The organism is Curtobacterium sp. MCLR17_039, from assembly GCF_003234745.1.
Lineage (GTDB): Bacteria > Actinomycetota > Actinomycetes > Actinomycetales > Microbacteriaceae > Curtobacterium > Curtobacterium flaccumfaciens.
In genome coordinates this window covers 1-17530 of record NZ_QKTF01000017.1, presented here as the reverse complement: position 1 = coordinate 17530, position 17530 = coordinate 1, and the positions used below count along the sequence as shown (strand labels likewise).

Sequence of the window (17530 nt, the reverse complement as noted above, 5' to 3'; positions counted from 1 at the left end):
GCTCGTGCGCGCTGCTGTGGAGACCGTCCGGATCGACGGGTTGCCCGTGCGCCTGCACGCGATGGCGTCGCGGCAACCGGTCCGCGACGACACCGACCCCACCGTCGTGTTCGTCCACGGCATCGGGATGTCGCACCGGTCCTTCGCCCGGTCGCAGCGCGCCGTCGCCGCCGAGCACCGCACGATCAGCGTCGACCTGCCGGGGTTCGGCTGGCTGCCCGCGGCCGGTCGTCGGCTGCCCATCGAGGAGCTCGGCGACGTCGTCGTGCGGGCCGTCCGCCACCTGGTCGACGGCGACCTGGTGCTCGTCGGGCAGTCGATGGGTGCCCAGGTCGTGGTCGAGGCCGCCCGGCGCTACCCGGAGACCGTCGCGGCGATCGTGCTCGTCGGTCCGGTCATCGACTCCGAGCGGCGATCGCTCCCGCTGCAGGCGCTCGACCTGGGCCGCGACGGGTTCGTCGAGGGGGTCCGGATGAACGGCGTCCTGGTCACCGACTACCTGCGGAGCATGCGGCAGTACACGCGAGAGCTCGGACCGATGCTCCGCTACCCGACCGAGCAGACGATCACCGAGGTGACGCAGCCCGTCCTCGTCGTCCGCGGTGACCAGGACCCGATCGCGCGGCACGACTGGTCGGCTCGGGTCGCGGCCGCTGCGCCGAACGGCACCTTCGTGGAACTGGCCGGCCCGCACCACGTGCAGGAACGGCAGCCGGACGCCTTCGCGCGCCTCCTCGAGACGTTCCGCAGCGCCGAGCGCCTGGAGGGGCTGCGATGACCCGGCCGGCCACGTCGGGGACGGAGGCGGCGCGGACGGCGCGATCCGGGCCTCCAGGCCGTGTTCCGCTGGTGCGACGCGCGTGGTGGGCCGCACTCGACTGGGGGTACGCCGCCAGGTGGCAGGTCCGGAGCCTCGGCCCGACCACCGCGGACGACTACCGGACCGGTGGCGGGCAGCCCGTCGTCGTCGTGCCCGGCGTCTACGAGACCTGGCACTTCATGCGGCCGCTGATGGACGCGCTCCACGACCGGGGGCACCCGGTGCACGTGCTGCCCGTCCTGCGGCACAACCTGCGGCCCGTGCCCGACTCCGCGCGCGAGGTGATCGCGACCCTGGAGGAACAGGACCTGCGGAACGTGCTCGTGCTCGCACACAGCAAGGGCGGGCTGATCGGCAAGTACGCGATGACGCAGCTCGACCAGCACGAGCGGATCGACCGGATGGTCGCGGTGTCGACGCCCTTCGCGGGCTCGGTCTACGCGCGGCTCGCGCCGGTGCCGCACCTGCGGGCGTTCCGGGCGGCCGATCCGGTGCTGGCGGGGCTGGCACGGGAACTCGACGCGAACGCGCGGATCACCTCGGTGTACGGGGTGTTCGACACGCTCATCCCCGAGGGCAGCGAGCTTCAGGGGGCGACGAACGTGCGGCTGCCGGTGGGTGGGCACTTCCGGATCCTTGGCGATGCGCGGACGCGGTCGGCGGTGCTGGCGGCGGCGGACCCGGGTGGGGGCGGGGGCGGCTCCGTCTCCGGCTCCGGGTCCGGCGGTCTTTCGCGCTGAGCGACACGTCACGGGCGCGCGACGGCGTGAGGTGTCGGTCAGCGCGAAACGGCGGCGGCGACGGCGGCGGCCGTGTCGGCGTCAGCGCGGGCGGTCGGCGACGCTCGCGCGCTCGACGATCCGGTGCGGCACGACGACGGTCTCCGGCGCGGCACCGCGGTCCGCGATCCGACGGGTCAGCAGGTCGAGCGCAGCCGTTGCGAACGCCCGACGGTCGAACGACACCGTGCTGAGCGACGGGATCGCGTACGCGGCACCGTCGACGTCGTCGAACCCGATGACGCTGACCTGGTCCGGCACCCGGACACCGCGGGCGGCGAGCACGTGCAGCACCCCGAACGCGATCGAGTCGGTGAACGCGAAGACGGCGTCGGGCAGGGGGTGCTCGTCGAGCCAGGCCGCGAAGGTCGTCGCCGCGGAACTCGTGGTCCACGCCGGCAGCGGGACACGGAGCGACGGGTCGGGCGTGATGCCGGCGGCGGCGATCGCGGCGGCGTACCCGCGTTCGCGGAGCTCGCTGGTCGCCGTCGCCGCACCCTCGGGTGACGCCCCGACGATCGCGATGCGCCGGTGCCCGTGGGCGATGAGGTGTTCGGTGACCTGCTCGGCCGCCGCACGGCTGTCGACGTGCACCTGGTCGACGTGCTCGGGCTCGACCTCGCCGATGACGACGGTCGGCGGCAGTCCCTCGGTCGAGGCCAGGACGCTCGCGCTGAGCGACACCGGGTTGAGGATCAGCCCGTCCACCAGGTGTGCGCGGGCACGGGAGACCAGTTCGCGTTCGCGGGCCGGGTCGTTGCCGGTCTGCTCGAGCTGCACGACCCAGCCGCGTTCGCGGGCGAGTTCCACGAAGGACTGCGCGAGTTCGGCGGAGTAGGCGCTGCCCATCTCCGGCAGTGTCAGCGCGATCGCTCCGGAGCGGCCGTTCCGTAGGCCACGCGCGGACAGGTTCGGTACGTAGTCGAGCTCGGCGACCGCACGCTCGACGCGTTCCCGGGTTTCCGGGCGCACGACCACGCCGCCGTTGACGACGTTGGAGACGGTCTTCGGGGACACCCCGGCGAGGGCGGCCACGTCCCGCACGGTTGCGCGCATCGGGACGAGCGTAGCGCGGGCGTTCCCGGGCGGTACCCGGCGGTATCCGGCGGTACCCGGCTGGCCGCTGAGGCCGTCGCGGCCGTTGCGGCCGTTGCGGCTACCTCAGCCGGCGACGGCGGCCTCGACCGCAGCGGTCACCTTCGGCTCCAGGAACGGCGCCATGGATCGTGCGTAGGTCTGAGTGACGTGTTGCACCTGTCGGTAGACGACGACGCCGCCGATGACCGAGGGGCAGGTGCCGTCCGCGCAGAACATCGCCGTCGAGTCGATCAGCGTGACGCCCGGAGTGGTCCGCGCGGCCTGCGCAACCGGGTCGTCGATCAGCGCGTCGGCCTCGGAGACGTCGCAGGCGGCGCCGTCGCCGTGCTGTTCGACGCAGCTCGGCACGTCGGACACGCCGCCGATGCCCGGGTCGGGGTTGTCGCGCAGGGCCACGATGCTCGACCCGGCCTGCTGCAGGCGCACCCAGGTCTTCGCGTACTGGCCTGCCGCGTCGTCGCGGACCTGGGGCGTCATCTCGTCGGCGTGCCGGATGATGCCGTGCGGCCACGGCGTGCGGGACATCGCGGCGACGAACACGACGTCGTACCGCTCCTGCTGCAGCCGCTCGAGGGTGTCGGCCTTCCAGGTGTTGCACGACGGGGTCACGAGTGCCCGGGTCATCGGGCAGCCGGAGTGCAGGTAGGTGGTGAGGCTCCAGTGCTTCGCCTTCGCGATGAGCTCGAGGGACGGCACGTAGTTGGCGGCGTGGGAGTCGCCGACGATCGCCAGCCGCACGGTGCCGTCGGGGTCGCCGACCTCGCAGCCCCGGACCGTGGTGTCGTCGCCCGCGACCTGGCACCCGGCGCCGGACTGGTCGGCGAACGCGTCGGACCCCGCCTGCACCGGGCTGGGCGTGATGTCGGCCGCTTCCACCTTCGGGCAGTCCGCCCCGGGCTGCATCGCTGCGGCACCGTGACAGGCTCGGCTGGTCAGCGTGCCGTCCGCGGTGACGGTCACCCCGGTGGCGGCGCCCGCGGTCTCCTCCCGCACCACCGACCAGTACATGCTGGCGGCGGGCACGGCGACGACGAGCATGCCGGCGATCGCGAGCACCAGGACGCCGCGGTGCCGCGGGTGCCGCGCACGCATGCGCTCGCTGGAGAACGCGATCACGGGCTGCTCGATCAACCGGCGCGAGAAGTGGGCGAGGACGAGCGCGACGACGAGCACGATGCCCTTCGCCCAGAGCGGGGTCGCTTCGCCCGTGGGGGTCCCGATCACGAAGGGCATCACGATCAGCAGCGGCCAGTGCCAGAGGTAGAGCGAGTACGACACATCCCCGAGCCACTGCACGGGTCGCAGCCGGTACAGGAACGCCGGGCTCCACGCGGGCTCGGGCATCCCGCCCGCGATGACGAGCGAGACCCCGATGATGGGGATGAGCGCCGTCCAGCTCGGGAACGGCGTCGACGCGTCGAACCGGAGCGCGGTCGTCGCGACCAGGACGAGGCCGGTCCAGCTCATCGCTGCCGCCAGCGCCGCGGGGATCCGGACGCGCTGCAGGCCGAGCCAGAGGAGGCCGCCCGCGGCGAACTCCCACGCCCTGGTCGTGGTGAGGAAGTAGGACGCCGGGGTGTGCGCCGTCGCCCAGATCGAGTACGCCAACGACAGCACGAACACGATGCCCAGCGCGACGGCGATCGCCGGAGCGAGGGACACACCGTTCCGGCGTCGGCGCCGGTACCGCACGAAGGCACAGAACCAGAGGACGAGCGGCCAGACGGCGTAGAACTGCTCCTCGGTCGACAGCGACCAGAAGTGCTGCACGATGCTCGCGTCGGACGCCAGGGCGGAGTAGTCGACGGCGTTGCCCGCGAGCGCCCAGTTCTCGACGTAGAGCGCGCTGGCGATGATCTGCTCGGTGAAGTCCTTCCAGAGCGTCCGGGGGACGAACACCGCGGTCAGGATCACGGTCACGAAGAGCGTCGCCATCGACGCCGGCAGGAGTCGCCAGGCACGTCGAGCGTAGAAGGCCCGGAAGCTGAACCGGCCGGTGGCCAGCGGTTTCGCGATGTGCGCGGTGATGAGGAAGCCCGAGATCACGAAGAAGACGTCGACGCCGACGTAGCCACCGGGCAGCACCTCGGGGAACAGGTGGTAGAGCACCACCGCCCCGATGGCGATGGCACGGACGGCCTGGATCTCGAGTCGCAGCGTCCTGGTGTCCGCTGCACCACCCGGACGGCGAGCGTTGTGACGGGCACGGTGGCGCGCGACAGGGGCGTGTCGCGCTGCGCGCGCCGGCGCGACCGTCACGAGCTACCCCTTGCCTCACGATGCGCGGTCCCTACCGCGCGCCCCGAACATACCGCCGGGGACGGCACGACGCGAATCCGCCTCGCCTCCGAAGACGACGACGACGAAGACGAAGACGACGACGACGACGAAGACGAAGACGAAGACGCGGACGAGCACGCGGACGAGGCCGCGGCTGCGCGACGTCGACCTGGACGGTCACATCGGACTCGCGCTGCGGCGCTCCCGCATCACGCCGGGGTGACCGCCACCGTCCTGCCTGTCCGCACCGACTCCTGCGCCGCGAGCACGATGGACAGCGTCCGCAGCCCGACCCCGACGTCCGGCTGCGGCTGCTCGCCCGATGCCACGGCCGCCAGGAACGTCCGGAGCATCGGCAGGTCGTGGTCGGGTCCGTACCGGAGTTCGATCGGCCGGCCCCCGACCGCGTCGAGCCCGCGAGCAGCCGCCCCGAAGAAGTCCACCGACACCGTGCCGCCGGTCCCGGCGACGTCGAGCGTCAGTCCACCCCACACCGGTGACGTGTCCGGTCGGCTCCACGAGCAGTCGATCGCCGCGATCGTGCCGTCGTCGTACGTGATGGTCACCAGGCCCGCGGTCTCGGCGTTCGCTCGGTCCGCGTGCAGCACCCGGTTGGCGACGGCGGTGACGGACACCGGCGCCGCGCCGGTCAGCCCGTCGATCAGGTCGGCGACGTGCACGACGTGGTCGACGAGGGCGCCGCCTCCGCTCGACCGGACGTCGGTGAACCAGTCCCGGGCGAGCGGCAGCATGCCGTTGTTCGCGCCGCGCACCGAGAACACCGTGCCGAATGCGCCCGAGTCCCGCGTCGCGCGCAGCCGGTCGAACGCCGAGGCGAAGCGCACCGGGAACGCCATCATGAGCAGCACCCCGGCGCGGTCCACCGCATCGCGGATGGCGAGGCCGTCCTGCCACGAGGTCGCGAGCGGCTTCTCGCAGAGCACGTGTGCCCCCGCTGCCACCGCGAGCTCGACGTGCTCGCGGTGCCGGGCGTTCTCGCTCGTGACGATCACCGCGTCCGGACCCCAGGCGAGCAGCTCGTCGACGGAGTCCGCGTACCCGACGCCGAGCGCGCGTGCCAGTTCGGCCCCGCGCAGGTCGCCGAGTTCCGTCCCCGTCGAGGTGCCGTCCGGATCCGTGCCGCGCACCTCGACGTCGGGCATCGCCGCCAGGGCGCCGAGGTAGCTGATGGCGTGCGTGTGGGCGAAGGAGAGCACCCCGACCCGGAGCGTCACCGCGACACCTCCACCGGCTGGCCGGACTCGATCGAGGCGATCGCAGCGTTCGCGATCCGCACCGCAGCGACGCCGTCGTCCACGGTCACCCGGGGCGGTGCACCACCGTCGAACGCGGCGAGGAAGTCGGCGAGCTCCAGGGCGTACGGGTCGTCCGCCGGGTCGACCGTCGGCAGGAAACCGTCCACGGAGGCCGGTGCCGCGAGGTCACTGCGGGTGTCCTCCTCGGCCCGGGACGAGTGCGACAGGCTGCCGAGCGTCCCCGTCACCGAGTACTCGGTCGTGAAGGCGAGGTGCTGCGGCCCCCACAGCCCGGCGACGTGGCTGATCGCACCCGACTCGTGCGTGAGCAGGACGTGCGCCGCCTCGACCGGCTCCGCCTCGGAACCCGCGCGGACGCTCACCGCCGACACCCGGGTCACCTCGCCCGCCACCCAGCGTGCGATGTCGAGGTCGTGGATCATCTGGTCCATCACGATCCCGCCCGACAGCGCGCGGTCGCCGAACCAGGGAACGTGGGTGGGGAAGGCGCCGGACCGCGAGAACCGCAACACCGCCAGGTCGCCCAGGAGGCCCGTGGTCGCGGCCTCGTGCAGGCGCGCGTACGCGGGGAACCAGCGCACCACCTGGGCCGGGTAGAGCTGCACGCCTGCGTCCGCAGCGCGCGCCGCCAGGTCCGCCGCGTCCGCGTCGGTCCGGGCCAGCGGCTTCTCGGAGACGATGTCCTTGCCGGCCGCGATCGCCGCACGGACGACCTCGGCGTGGGCGTGCGTCGGGACCACCACGTCGACGACGTCGACCGCGGCGAGGAGCTCGTCGAGGCTGTCGGCGACGGTGATCGTGCTGCCCTCGGCCCGGGCGGTGTCGGTGGACGCGGCGACGAGTTCGTGGGCGCCCTCGCGAGCGTGCACCACCACGTCGCCCAGGCGGAGCAGCCCGGGCAGGTGGGCGACGGAGATGCCGCCCGCGCCGACGAGCCCGATGCGTTTGCGGGCGGGGGTCTCCGACTGCGACGTCATGGGGTCAGCGTAGGAGATGCGGTGGAACGAGGGGCACGGTCAGCCGAGCCAGCCAGGGGCGGCGAAGAGCTCCTCGAGCTCACGCAGCAGTCGGGTCGTGTGGAAGCCGTCGGCAGCGGCGTGGTCGACGTGCAGCGCCAGCGGCAGCAGCGTCCGGTCACCAGTGGTCCGGTACCCGCCGAGCGTGATGATCGGCAGCAGGTGGTCCCAGCCGTCGCGCACCTGCAACGAGAAGCCGGTGAACGACGCTCCCGGCAGGGTCGAGACGTCGAAGACGTTGCCGGGCCGGTCGTCCTGCGGGAACATCCGGGTGTCGTCCCGGTACTCCGTCATCGTCGACACCGCGGCGTCGTGGAAGGTGCCGAAGTCCTCGTCGTACGGCACGACCAGGGCGGAGAACGTCTCGGTGTCCGGGTGGAACACGGTGAACATCGGGTGGACACGGTCCCACACGGCGGGGGAGCCGTCGTCGAGCAGCTGCATCCGGAACTCGTCGTGCCGGTTCACCACGGTCGCGATCGCCCAGAGCTGTGACGCGTAGGTCCGACGGCCGGTCGCTCGGACGCGCTCGACGAAGGCCGTGACGTCGAGTTCGACGGTCACCTCGTACGCGCACGGCACGCGGTGCCGGTAGTGCTCGAAGTGCTCCCGGCGGGGCCACTGGTCGACGTCGATCGCCCGGAGTTCGGTCATGGCTCCACCCTCGTGCGGGATCGCTTCCCTACGGTGGAGCCATGCCGACGCTCGAACGTGTTCCCGCCCTGGTCGCCACCGGATTCCTCGCGATCCCCGTCGCCGAAGCCCTGGTCGCGTTGCCGACCGAGGTCGTCATGAAGATCGAGGGGGCCCCGATCGACGCCGACCTGGCCGACACCGCCGCGTTCTCGGAGGCGTACGGCTACCCGCTGGCCAGCGGCGCCAACTGCATCGTCGTCGCGGGGAAGCGCGGCGACGAGGTCCGCTACGCCGCCTGCGTCGTCCTCGCATCGACCAAGCTCGACGTCAACCGCGTCGTGAAGCAGCTGCTCGACGTCCGCAAGGCGAGCTTCGCCCCGATGGACGAAGCGGTCGAGCTGACCGGCATGGAGTACGGCGGCATCACCCCGATCGGGCTGCCGTCGTCGTGGCCGCTCTACATCGACGCGCGCGTCCTCGACGCCCCCGAGGTGGTCATCGGTGCCGGTCGTCGCGCCGCCAAGCTGTTCCTGCCCGGCGCCGCACTCACCGCGCTGCCGAACGTGACCGTGGTCGAGGGTCTGGCGACCGAACCGGTCAGTCCGACGGCCGGATGAGGCAGAACGGGTGCCCCGCGGGGTCGAGGTAGACGCGGAACGTCTCCGTGCCCGACCCCGTCGCCGTCGCACCGATCGCGAGCACCGCGGCCTCGCCGTCGTCCAGGTCGTCGACCTTCACGTCGAGGTGGCTCTGCTGCGGCACCGCCTGCCCTGGCCACTCCGGCGCCCGGTAGTCGTCGACCTGCTGGAACGCCAGGATCGGACGGTGGTCGGTGAACGGGAGGGCGAGCTCCGCCCAGTCCTCGTCGAAGCCGACGATCTCCCCGCCGAGCAACTCGGCGTAGAAGCGGGCGAGGGCGCGGGGGTCCGGGCAGTCCAGGACGACGACGTCGAGTGTGCCGATCATGGCCGACACGGTAGACCCATCAGCGTGCGGCGGTCAGCGCCTTCGTGATCCGCTGCAACGAGACGGTCTCGGCGGTCCCGAGTTCCTGCGCGAACAGGCTGAGCCGGAACTCCTCGAGCATCCACCGAGCGTGCACGAGTTCCGGGTGCGCCCCGACCGCGGGCGGGAAGGTGCCGCCGGCATCGGTGTAGCGGTCGGTCGCCACGGTCACCTCGCGCATCCAGGTCGCGTCGCGTCCGGGGTTCTGCAGCAGCTTCTGCACGCGCGCCTCGATGCCCTGCAGGTACACGCGGATGCGGCGCAGCCGGTCGAGCCCCGCGACGGCGACGAACCCCGGGAACACCAGGCGCTCCATCTGCTGCCGCATGTCGCTGAGGGCGGCGAGCAGCGACATCGAGTTCGCCTGCTTGAGTGCTCGTTCGGCGGAGCGCTGTGCGGCCAGGACGGCCGCGACCTCGGACACCGCGGTGAACATCGTGTCGACGACGGAGCCCGACACGGCATCACGGACCGTTTCGAACTCGGCCTTCGTGAAGACGAGGCCGTCCGGGTGGGCGCGACGGATGCCGGCGTCGACCACGGCGGCCAGCACGTCGTCGAACAGCGCGGCGGTCGACGGGTAGGGGCTGGCGGCGAGGGCGAGCTTCTCCTGCGCGGTCAGGTGCGACTGGATGTACGACACGGGCGACGGCACCGCGTGCATCACCAGACGGCGGACCCCGGCGGGCATCCGGACGACGCGGTCGGACGGGGTGGCGAGCAGCTGCACGCCGACGGTCGCCTTCGGACCCGTGCCTTCCTCGACCAGGGACGGGTACGCGCGGATGACGCCGCCGGCCTGCTTGGTGTCGAGGGTCTGCGGCAGGTCCTGGTCGGGCCAGGCGGTGAGTCCGGACTGTTCCAGCGGGCGACCGGCGCCGGCGGAGGCGACGCGAGCCGCGCCTCCTGTCCGTCCCGCGCCCTTCGCCGTGGCGGAGGCGACGCTCTGCTGGGTCCGGTCCTTGAGCTTGGTCTGCAGGGCCGACAGGTCCTTGCCCGTCTCGACCCGGCGACCACGCTCGTCGACCACGGCCCACGTCGGCAGCAGGTGCGCGGGGACACGGGACAGGTCGAAGTCGGACTCGGAGACCGGCGCGTAGGTCATGCGCTGGATCGCCTTGGCGAGGGTGGCGCGGAACGACTCCGTCGGCTCGGTCGGGGCGTCGTCGGGCAGCTCGGCGACGATCTTCTCGGCCCAGTCGGCAGCGGGCACGACGTTCTTGCGGATGTGCTTCGGCAGCGACTTGATGAGCGCGGTGACGAGTTCTTTGCGGAGGCCGCGCACCTGCCAGTCGAAGCCCTCTTCACGCATCCGCGGCAGGAGCGCGAGGGGGACCTGCACGCTGACCCCGTCGTCCTGTGCGCCGGGCTCGAAGCGGTACTGGATGGCGAGACGCTGGTCGCCGCTCCGCCACTGGGTCGGGTACTCGACGTCGTCCTCGGCGGCCTCGGCCGCTGATTCGTCCAGCAGGTCGGACCGGCGCATCGTGAGCAGGTCCGGCTGCTCACGGCGGGTGGTGCGCCACCACCCCTCGAAGTCGCGGGTCGTGGCGACGTCGGCCGGGATCCGGGCGTCGTAGAACTCGTAGACGTTCTCGTCGTCGAGCAGGATGTCCCGGCGGCGGGTACGTTCCTCGAGCTGCTCGAGTTCCTTGCGGAGCTTCCGGTTGGCGCGGTCGAAGGCCTGCTGCGATTCCCACTCGCCCTCGACCAGGGCGTGCCGGATGAAGAGTTCACGGGAGTGTTCCGGGTCGATCCGCGAGTACTGCACGCGTCGGCGCTGCACGATGGGGACCCCGAACAGGGTCACCCGCTCGTAGGCGACGACCGCCCCCTGCTTCTTCTCCCAGTGTGGTTCGCCGTAGGTGCGCTTGAGCAGGTCGCCGGCGAGCGGCTCCACCCAGGCGGGGTCGATCCGGCCGACGGTCCGGGCGAACAGCCGGCTCGTCTCGACGAGCTCGGCGGCCATCACGGCGTCGGGCTGCTTCTTCGCGAGCACGCTGCCCGGGAACACCACGAACCGGGTGTTCCGGGAGCCGAGGTAGTCGCGCTTCTCGCGGTCCCGCAGCCCGATCTGGCTGAGGAGTCCGGCGAGCAGTGCGCGGTGCACGGCGTCACCGTCGTCGGAGCGGGACTGTCCGACTCGGACGTCGACCTGCTTCGCGGCACGGGAGAGCTGCCGGTACAGGTCCTGCCACTCGCGGATGCGCAGGTAGTTCAGGAACTCGGCCTTGCACAGTCGGCGGAACGCGCTCGACGAGAGTTCCTCCTGCTGGTCCTCGATGTGGTTCCAGAGGCTCAGCAGGGTCAGGAAGTCGCTCGTCGGATCGGCGAAGCGGGCGTGCAGCTGGTCGGCGTGCGCGCGCTTCTCGAGCGGGCGCTCGCGGGGGTCCTGGATGCTCAGGGCGCTGACGATCGCGATGACCTCGCGTCCGACGCCTTGCCGTCCGGCCTCGAGCACCATCCGACCGAGCCGGGGATCGATCGGCAGCCGGGTCAGCTGTCGCCCGGACTTCGTGATGCGGCCGTCCTTATCGACGGCACGGAGCTCGCGGAGCAGGTCGAGGCCGTCCTTCACGCCCCGGCTGTCCGGCGGCTGCAGGAACGGGAACGACTCGATGTCCCCGAAGCCGAGCGAGATCATCTGCAGGATCACCGCGGCGAGGTTCGTGCGGAGGATCTCGGGGTCGGTGTACTCGGGGCGTCGGCCGAAGTCGTCCTCGGAGTAGAGCCGGATCGCGATGCCGGCACTGGTGCGGCCCGCTCGACCGGAACGCTGGCTGGCGCTGGCCTGCGAGATCGCCTCGATCGGCAGGCGCTGCACCTTGGCCCGCGGGGAGTACCGCGAGATGCGCGCCGTCCCGGTGTCGATCACGTACTTGATGCCGGGCACGGTCAGTGAGGTCTCGGCGACGTTCGTGGCGAGGACGACACGACGGCGGATGCCCGGGGTGTGCCGGCGCTCGAAGACCCGGTGCTGGTCGGCCGCGGACAGGCGGCCGTACAGCGGCAGGACCTCGGTGCCCGGGTACCGCTTGCCCTCGATCGCGTCCTGCGCGTCGCGGATCTCGTTCTCGCCGGACAGGAACACGAGCACGTCGCCCGGGTCCTCCTGCGCCAGCTCGTCGAGGGCGTCGGTGATGCCCTGCAGGGTGTCGCGGTCGTCGGCTGCGTTGCCGCTGTCACCGGTGCGGGAGTCCGACTCGTCGTCGGCGTCGTCGTCCTGGTCTTCGGCGACGAGGGGGCGGTACCGGATCTCGACCGGGTAGGTGCGGCCGGACACCTCGATGATGGGGGCGTCGTCGAAGTGCTTCGAGAACGACTCCGGGTCGATCGTCGCACTCGTGATGATGAGCTTCAGGTCGGGGCGACGGGGGAGCAGCCGCTTCAGGTAGCCGAGCAGGAAGTCGATCGTGAGGGACCGCTCGTGCGCCTCGTCGATGATGATCGTGTCGTACCGCTTCAGGTCGCGGTCGAAGTGGATCTCGTTCAGCAGGATGCCGTCGGTCATCAGCTTCACGCGGGTCTCGGAGCTGACCTTGTCGGTGAACCGGACCTGGTAGCCGACGAGTCCGCCGAGCTCCCCGCCGCCCAGTTCTTCCGCGACGCGCTCGGCGATGGTCCGTGCCGCGATCCGGCGGGGCTGGGTGTGCCCGATGTGCTCACGCCCGAGCTCGAGGCAGATCTTCGGCAGCTGCGTGGTCTTGCCCGAACCGGTGGCCCCGGCGACGATGACCACCTGGTTGTCACGGATGGCAGCCGCGATGTCGTCCCGCCGCTGCGAGACCGGCAGTTCGGGCGGGTACGTGATGACGGGCAGCGGAGAAGACATGAGCATTCCAGGATACAGGCGCGCCGAGCGGCTGGTGCGTCAGGCGATCTGCTGGGCCAGGGCGTCCGCCGACCGGGACGGCAGTTCGCACACCCGGTCGTGGCAGACGTACGCGGCAGGGTCGAGCACGTCGCGACCCTCGAACAACGAGAACCCCGCCTCGGCCCAGTCGCGTGCCTGCTCCGGCGTGGTGGTGGCGACGACCGTGCCGGGGCGCCGAGCACGGTGTGCCACGGCTCGCATCGGGTCGTCGGTGCCGCTCGTGACGACGACGATCTCGCGCGACGGCCGTTGCAGGGCGAGGGCGACACCGAGGGCGTCAGCGTGACCGAGGGGTCGCTCCGTCCCGGTGCGGGCGCGGTCGGCGACGAGTCGTGCCGCGGCGACCCGCAGTGCCCCGTCGCCCGTCAGCGCCCCGAGCGTCGCGGCGGCCGACGCCAGCGCCACGGTGCCGGACCGCATCGCGGTCTGCGGCTGTTCGCCCGTGGCCGTCCCCGCGGCGGCGAGCACCGGGTCGACGTCGAAGCGCTCGGCCAGGCCGTCGTCGACCAGCGAGCGTGCGACGGTCGCGTAGGAGACCTCGCCCGTCACCAGGGCCAGTTCGAGCAGCCCTTCGGCGAGCAGTCCGACGTCCTCGACGGTGGCCGGAGCAGAGGACGCCCCGCGCGGTGTGCTCGACCGCACCGTCACGTGGCCGTCCTGCACGTGGGCGGCGAGGACCGCGTCGGCCGCTCCCCGCGCGAGCGCGACGAGTTCCGGGTCACCGTGCCGTGCGCCGGCGATCGCCAGCCCCCGGATCGCCAGGCCGTTCCAGCCCGTGAGGACCTGGTCGTCCAGCGGTGGCGGGTCGAGCTTGGCGCGCTCGGCGACCGGTCGGCGGTACCACTCGCCCTCGACCCGACGGCCGTCGATGGTCGACTCGCTGTCCTGCGCGGCGACGAACGCCCCGTCGGCACGGCGCAGGGTGTCCCGGAGGAAGTCCGCGATGCCGCGGGCCTGCTCGGCCCCCGCGACGGCGAGCAGCCCCGCGTTGTCGTAGAGCATCCGTTCGTAGTGCGGCACGCTCCAGTCGCGTTTGGTGGCGTACCGGAAGACGCCGCCGTCGGCGTCGGTCAGCTCGGACGCGCGGATCGCGTGCAACGACCGGTCGAGCATCCCGTCGGCCTCGGCGTCGCCGTCGGCCGCCGCGTCGGCGAGGAACTCGAGCAGCGGTGTGCTCGGGAACTTCGGCGCGCCGCCGAAACCGCCGTAGGTGGTGTCCTCTGCCTGGGACAACTGGTCCGTGACGGCCCGGATGGCGTCGACGGACGGGAGGCCCGGGTCGGCTCCGGCACCGCCCTCGCCCGAGCGGGTGGCTGCGTCCGCCACGGCGCCCTGCCGGATCGCCGTCGCGATGGCCGAGGCGTTCGCGTCGACCTCGTGCCGACGCTCGGTCCAGGCGTCGAGCACCGCGGCCAGGATCTGCCGGAACGCCGGGACCTGCCCGACCGGAGTGGGTGGGAAGTACGTCCCCGCGAAGAAGACGTGGCCGTCGGGCGTCAGGAACGTCGTCAGCGGCCAGCCGAGCTGTTGCGTGAACGCACTGGCCGACGCCATCAGGCTCGCGTCGACGTCCGGCCGTTCTTCGCGGTCGACCTTCACCGACACGAAGTCCCGCCGGAGCAGCTCGCCGATCTCCGGGTCGGCGAAGCTCTCGCGCGCCATGACGTGGCACCAGTGGCACGTGGCGTACCCCACGGACACCAGCACCGGGACCCCGCGCTCGCGCGCTTCGGCGAACGCCTCGGGACCCCACTCGCGCCAGTCGACGGGGTTGTCGGCGTGCAGACGCAGGTACGGGCTGACCGAGGTGCCGAGGCGGTTGTCGTTCATGGCTCCAGCGTGCCCGCCCGCGACTGGGCGGACCACCGCCCGGGGACATCTGTGGACGGGACGCCCGCTCTGCACAGGCCGAGCGGGGAGATCAGCGCTCGAGCCACCCCGTGATCGACGCGAGCCGTGCGGCCACCTGGGTGGGGCTCCGGCCGTCGGTGTCCACCCGGGTGACCGTGTCCGCGGTGGCCGAGTCGAGCCTCCCGGCCGTCCGCGTGCTGTGCGCGAGCTGCGCCTGCGGGACCGCACCACCCGCTCGTCGTGCGAGCCGGTCGGCGGTCGCGTCGTCGGATGCGCGGAGCAGGACGACGCGCACCAGCGGATCGCCGCCCATCGCCGCAGCGAGGCGCTCGTGCTCGAGCACGGACACGGTGTTCGTGTAGACGAGCCGGTGGTGACCGATCGCCCGGTAGCCGGCCCAGATCGTGGCCAGGTTCCGTTCGGCCAGGTGCGCCTCGGGGTGTTCGACGTGCGGTGCCGGGTGGGCGAGGTCGAGCACGTCGCCCTCGATCACCGCGTGCCGGACGTCCGCCGCGACGAGCAGGTCGTGCAGTGCCTCGGCCGCCGTGGACTTGCCCACGCCGGAACGTCCGCCGATGAACAGGACCTCGGACCGGAGCACCGTGTCAGCCCAGGTTGAGGGAGAGGAGCGCGAGTGCGGCGTCCTCGGGGCCGTAGTCGAACAGGTGCTCCCAGAACGGGTCGTCGGCCCACGGGACGTCGCCGTCGGCAGGGGTGGCGTGGGCGGTCTCGACGAGCCATGCCAGCTCCGGGGCGACGGCGGTCCGGAACTCCGGAGGTTCCCAACCCAGGGCTCGTGCTGCCGTGGTGTCGAGGACGAACGGCGACGGCGACGACCAGGGCGTGCCGCCCACGAAGGCGGGCGCGTCCTCGTCGAGCAGGACCTCGTCGAACCGGTGGTCCAGGTGTCCGGCGATCGTGCGGACGATCTCGAGCACGGTCGGGGCAGTGGCGTCCGCGACGTTGAGGATCCGGCGGTCCGGTGCGTCCGCCACGAGTCGGACGAGCGAACCGATGCCGCTCGCCGCCGTCGTGTGGTCGATGCCGCGGCCGTGGTCGGCGAGCAGGATGCGCTCCCGGCCGTCGAGCACACGGCGGACGACGAACCACTCCCGTGGGCGGCCGATGCCGACGCCGTACACCTTCGACGGGCGGAGCACGGTGACCGGGGCGCCGTGGTCGAGCAGGACCTGTTCGGCCGCCACCTTCGCGGCGCCGTACCCGTCACGACTCGTCGGGTCGCCGTCCCCGGCGGCGACCGTGGGCTGGATCTCGGTGACCGCGCCGCCGAACACCGGCTTGTCGAGCGAGTTCGCGTGCCGGCCCTGCTCGTCTGCGTAGACGGCCTTCGACGAGACGAAGACCGTCGAGCCGACGTCGTCGAGGAACGGCAGGAGCTGCTGGGCGTCGTCGCGCGTCGCACCGACGGTGTCGACGAGCAGGTCGGCTCCGGGGCGGAGCAGGTCGCGCAGGACGGAACGGTCGCGGCGGTCGCCGGACGTGAACGTGGCGCCGGAAGCGGTCAGCGCATCCGCTGCGGGGCCGCCTCGGCGTGCGAGGACGTCCACCTGCCAGTCGTCGCGGCCTCGGCCGGAGGCGTCGAGGAGCGCACGTGCGACGGCCGAGCCGATCCCGCCGGTGCCGCCGAGGATGACCGCGCGTCTGGTGCTCATGGTGCAACGGTAGTGCGGCGGGGCCGTCGTTCCGCTGCCGTCGGTCCTCGGCTGCCGGGCCTCGGGCCTCGGTCCGCGGCCGTCGGCCAGACGTGGCCGTCGTTCCGCGATCGGTTCCGTCAGGAGGCGAGCTGCTCGTGCCGCCACCAGTCGGCGAGCGAACCGTCGTAGACCTTCACCCGGTCGTGCCCGAGCACTGTCAGGGCGAGGGCGTCGACGCACGCGGCGCTGCCCACCCCGCAGTACGTGACGATCTCGTCGGCACCGATCACCGCGGCGAAGGCCCGCTCGAGTTCGGCACCGCGCAGGTACGCGTTCGTCTCGGGGTCCACCAGTGTGTCCGCCGTGATCGGGGTGCTGCCCGGCACGATCGGCGGGTGGTCGTCGCCGAGGGCGGCCCAGGGCGCGGCGAACACCAGGGACGCCGGCTCTTCGCCGGAGACCGCTCGGGTGACACGGTCGTGGTCGGCCCAGAGCGCACGTTCTTCGCCGGCCAGGAACGCGCCGGCATCGGGGTCGGACGGCGTCGCGGGCGTGTGGAGTGCGCCCACGCGGACCGGGCGGCCCTCGTCGCGCCACTTCGTGAAGCCACCGTCGAGCACCGCGACCGAGTCGAAGCCGAACGAACGGAAGATCCACCACAGGCGTGCCGACCACTCACCGACGCTGTCGTCGTAGACCACGACGGTCGAGGTGTTCGTCACGCCGAGCTGTGCCGCGGCGACCTCGAAGCGCTCGGCGCCGGGGCGGGTGAACGGGACGTCGGCGTCGGCGTCGGAGAAGTCGTCGATCAGGTCGGCGAAGCGGGCGCCGGGCACGTGGCCGCGCTGCTCGTGGGCGTCCCGCCCGGGGAGCCAGCTGGTGTCGAACCCGGCCCCGACCGTGTGCACCGAGGCGTCGAGCACGACGAGCTCGTCAGCACCGAGGTGGTCTGCGAGCCACTGCGTCGACACGAGTGGTGAGGTCAGGACGGGGGCCATGCCGCACACCATAATCCGCACCCCTGACGTGGGCCAGAGTCGTGGACACACGGCGCAACCGGGGTGGGGCGGGGTGGCGGGCGGGGTGGCGCTGCTGACGCGGAACGACGATGTCGTCGTCGTACGACATCGACTCCGTCGCATCCGCGCGTGTGCAACTGTCGGCGCGTGCACGGAGCGACTATGTCGTCGTCGTACGACGTCGACGATGTCGTTCGGCGTCGGGACCCCCGCCGACGCC

Annotated in this window: 15 protein-coding genes; 3 read left to right on the top strand and 12 right to left on the bottom strand. The window is 72.2% G+C overall.

Annotated elements, in window-relative coordinates; all coding sequences use genetic code 11:
• The first annotated feature begins 4 nt into the window (after window positions 1–4).
• Window positions 5–778 carry an alpha/beta fold hydrolase gene (locus DEJ00_RS15970; RefSeq protein WP_146247994.1) on the top strand — a complete coding sequence of 258 codons (774 nt, stop codon included), beginning with the start codon at window positions 5–7 and terminating at the stop codon, window positions 776–778.
• A gap of 71 nt (window positions 779–849) precedes the next feature.
• Window positions 850–1560: a triacylglycerol lipase gene (locus DEJ00_RS15965; protein WP_111058032.1), complete on the top strand. Its 711-nt coding sequence runs from the start codon at window positions 850–852 to the stop codon at window positions 1558–1560.
• A gap of 81 nt (window positions 1561–1641) precedes the next feature.
• Here DEJ00_RS15965 and DEJ00_RS15960 read toward each other — a convergent pair whose 3' ends face one another.
• The 6 genes from DEJ00_RS15960 to DEJ00_RS15940 all read right to left on the bottom strand — a co-directional run bounded on the left by DEJ00_RS15960 (window position 1642) and on the right by DEJ00_RS15940 (window position 7924).
• Window positions 1642–2655: a LacI family DNA-binding transcriptional regulator gene (locus DEJ00_RS15960; protein WP_111058031.1), complete on the bottom strand. Its 1014-nt coding sequence runs from the start codon at window positions 2653–2655 to the stop codon at window positions 1642–1644.
• 105 nt (window positions 2656–2760) lie between these two features.
• Window positions 2761–4956: an acyltransferase family protein gene (locus DEJ00_RS15955; protein WP_111058030.1), complete on the bottom strand. Its 2196-nt coding sequence runs from the start codon at window positions 4954–4956 to the stop codon at window positions 2761–2763.
• A gap of 15 nt (window positions 4957–4971) precedes the next feature.
• On the bottom strand, window positions 4972–5115 hold the full coding sequence (locus DEJ00_RS18640; RefSeq protein ID WP_181440212.1) for a hypothetical protein: 144 nt from the start codon (window positions 5113–5115) through the stop codon (window positions 4972–4974).
• 71 nt (window positions 5116–5186) lie between these two features.
• Window positions 5187–6212 (bottom strand): Gfo/Idh/MocA family protein, encoded by a 1026-nt coding sequence (locus DEJ00_RS15950; protein WP_111058029.1) that lies wholly within the window; start codon window positions 6210–6212, stop codon window positions 5187–5189.
• Window positions 6209–7231, bottom strand: coding sequence for a Gfo/Idh/MocA family protein (locus DEJ00_RS15945; protein ID WP_111058028.1), 1023 nt, complete (start codon window positions 7229–7231; stop codon window positions 6209–6211). Before DEJ00_RS15945 ends, DEJ00_RS15950 begins: the two co-directional genes overlap by 4 nt.
• Window positions 7232–7270: 39 nt before the next feature.
• The gene (locus tag DEJ00_RS15940; RefSeq protein ID WP_111058027.1) at window positions 7271–7924 is read right to left on the bottom strand and encodes a CatA-like O-acetyltransferase; all 654 of its coding nucleotides are present in this window, start codon (window positions 7922–7924) and stop codon (window positions 7271–7273) included.
• A 41-nt stretch (window positions 7925–7965) separates the two neighbouring features.
• On the opposite strand from DEJ00_RS15940, the gene DEJ00_RS15935 reads away from it, so the two are divergent.
• Window positions 7966–8523: a YbaK/EbsC family protein gene (locus tag DEJ00_RS15935; protein WP_111058026.1), complete on the top strand. Its 558-nt coding sequence runs from the start codon at window positions 7966–7968 to the stop codon at window positions 8521–8523.
• Here DEJ00_RS15935 and DEJ00_RS15930 read toward each other — a convergent pair.
• The 6 genes from DEJ00_RS15930 to DEJ00_RS15905 form a co-directional block, all read right to left on the bottom strand.
• Window positions 8504–8872, bottom strand: a complete 369-nt coding sequence (locus DEJ00_RS15930; RefSeq protein WP_181440211.1) for a VOC family protein — start codon at window positions 8870–8872, stop codon at window positions 8504–8506. The two genes, DEJ00_RS15935 and DEJ00_RS15930, sit on opposite strands and share 20 nt — an antisense overlap.
• A 19-nt stretch (window positions 8873–8891) precedes the next feature.
• Complete coding sequence (hrpA, locus tag DEJ00_RS15925; RefSeq protein ID WP_111058024.1) at window positions 8892–12743, bottom strand: ATP-dependent RNA helicase HrpA; 3852 nt, start codon at window positions 12741–12743, stop codon at window positions 8892–8894.
• A 39-nt stretch (window positions 12744–12782) separates the two neighbouring features.
• Complete coding sequence (locus tag DEJ00_RS15920) at window positions 12783–14615, bottom strand: thioredoxin domain-containing protein (protein ID WP_111058023.1); 1833 nt, start codon at window positions 14613–14615, stop codon at window positions 12783–12785.
• A 91-nt stretch (window positions 14616–14706) separates the two neighbouring features.
• The gene (locus tag DEJ00_RS15915; protein WP_111058022.1) at window positions 14707–15237 is read right to left on the bottom strand and encodes an ATPase; all 531 of its coding nucleotides are present in this window, start codon (window positions 15235–15237) and stop codon (window positions 14707–14709) included.
• 4 nt (window positions 15238–15241) lie between these two features.
• Window positions 15242–16309 carry an NAD(P)-dependent oxidoreductase gene (locus DEJ00_RS15910; RefSeq protein ID WP_111058021.1) on the bottom strand — a complete coding sequence of 356 codons (1068 nt, stop codon included), beginning with the start codon at window positions 16307–16309 and terminating at the stop codon, window positions 15242–15244.
• 119 nt (window positions 16310–16428) lie between these two features.
• The gene (locus DEJ00_RS15905; protein ID WP_181440210.1) at window positions 16429–17289 is read right to left on the bottom strand and encodes a sulfurtransferase; all 861 of its coding nucleotides are present in this window, start codon (window positions 17287–17289) and stop codon (window positions 16429–16431) included.
• Window positions 17290–17530: the final 241 nt, after the last annotated feature.

Excerpts from the sequence above, each read along its gene's own strand:
- hrpA (WP_111058024.1), bottom strand. The coding sequence starts at position 12,743 with ATGTCTTCTCCGCTGCCCGTCATCACGTACCCGCCCGAACTGCCGGTC.
- DEJ00_RS15945 (WP_111058028.1), bottom strand. The coding sequence starts at position 7,231 with ATGACGTCGCAGTCGGAGACCCCCGCCCGCAAACGCATCGGGCTCGTC.
- DEJ00_RS15930 (WP_181440211.1), bottom strand. The coding sequence starts at position 8,872 with ATGATCGGCACACTCGACGTCGTCGTCCTGGACTGCCCGGACCCCCGC.
- DEJ00_RS15920 (WP_111058023.1), bottom strand. The coding sequence starts at position 14,615 with ATGAACGACAACCGCCTCGGCACCTCGGTCAGCCCGTACCTGCGTCTG.
- DEJ00_RS15935 (WP_111058026.1), top strand. The coding sequence starts at position 7,966 with ATGCCGACGCTCGAACGTGTTCCCGCCCTGGTCGCCACCGGATTCCTC.
- DEJ00_RS15940 (WP_111058027.1), bottom strand. The coding sequence starts at position 7,924 with ATGACCGAACTCCGGGCGATCGACGTCGACCAGTGGCCCCGCCGGGAG.
- DEJ00_RS15960 (WP_111058031.1), bottom strand. The coding sequence starts at position 2,655 with ATGCGCGCAACCGTGCGGGACGTGGCCGCCCTCGCCGGGGTGTCCCCG.
- DEJ00_RS15905 (WP_181440210.1), bottom strand. The coding sequence starts at position 17,289 with ATGGCCCCCGTCCTGACCTCACCACTCGTGTCGACGCAGTGGCTCGCA.
- DEJ00_RS15910 (WP_111058021.1), bottom strand. The coding sequence starts at position 16,309 with ATGAGCACCAGACGCGCGGTCATCCTCGGCGGCACCGGCGGGATCGGC.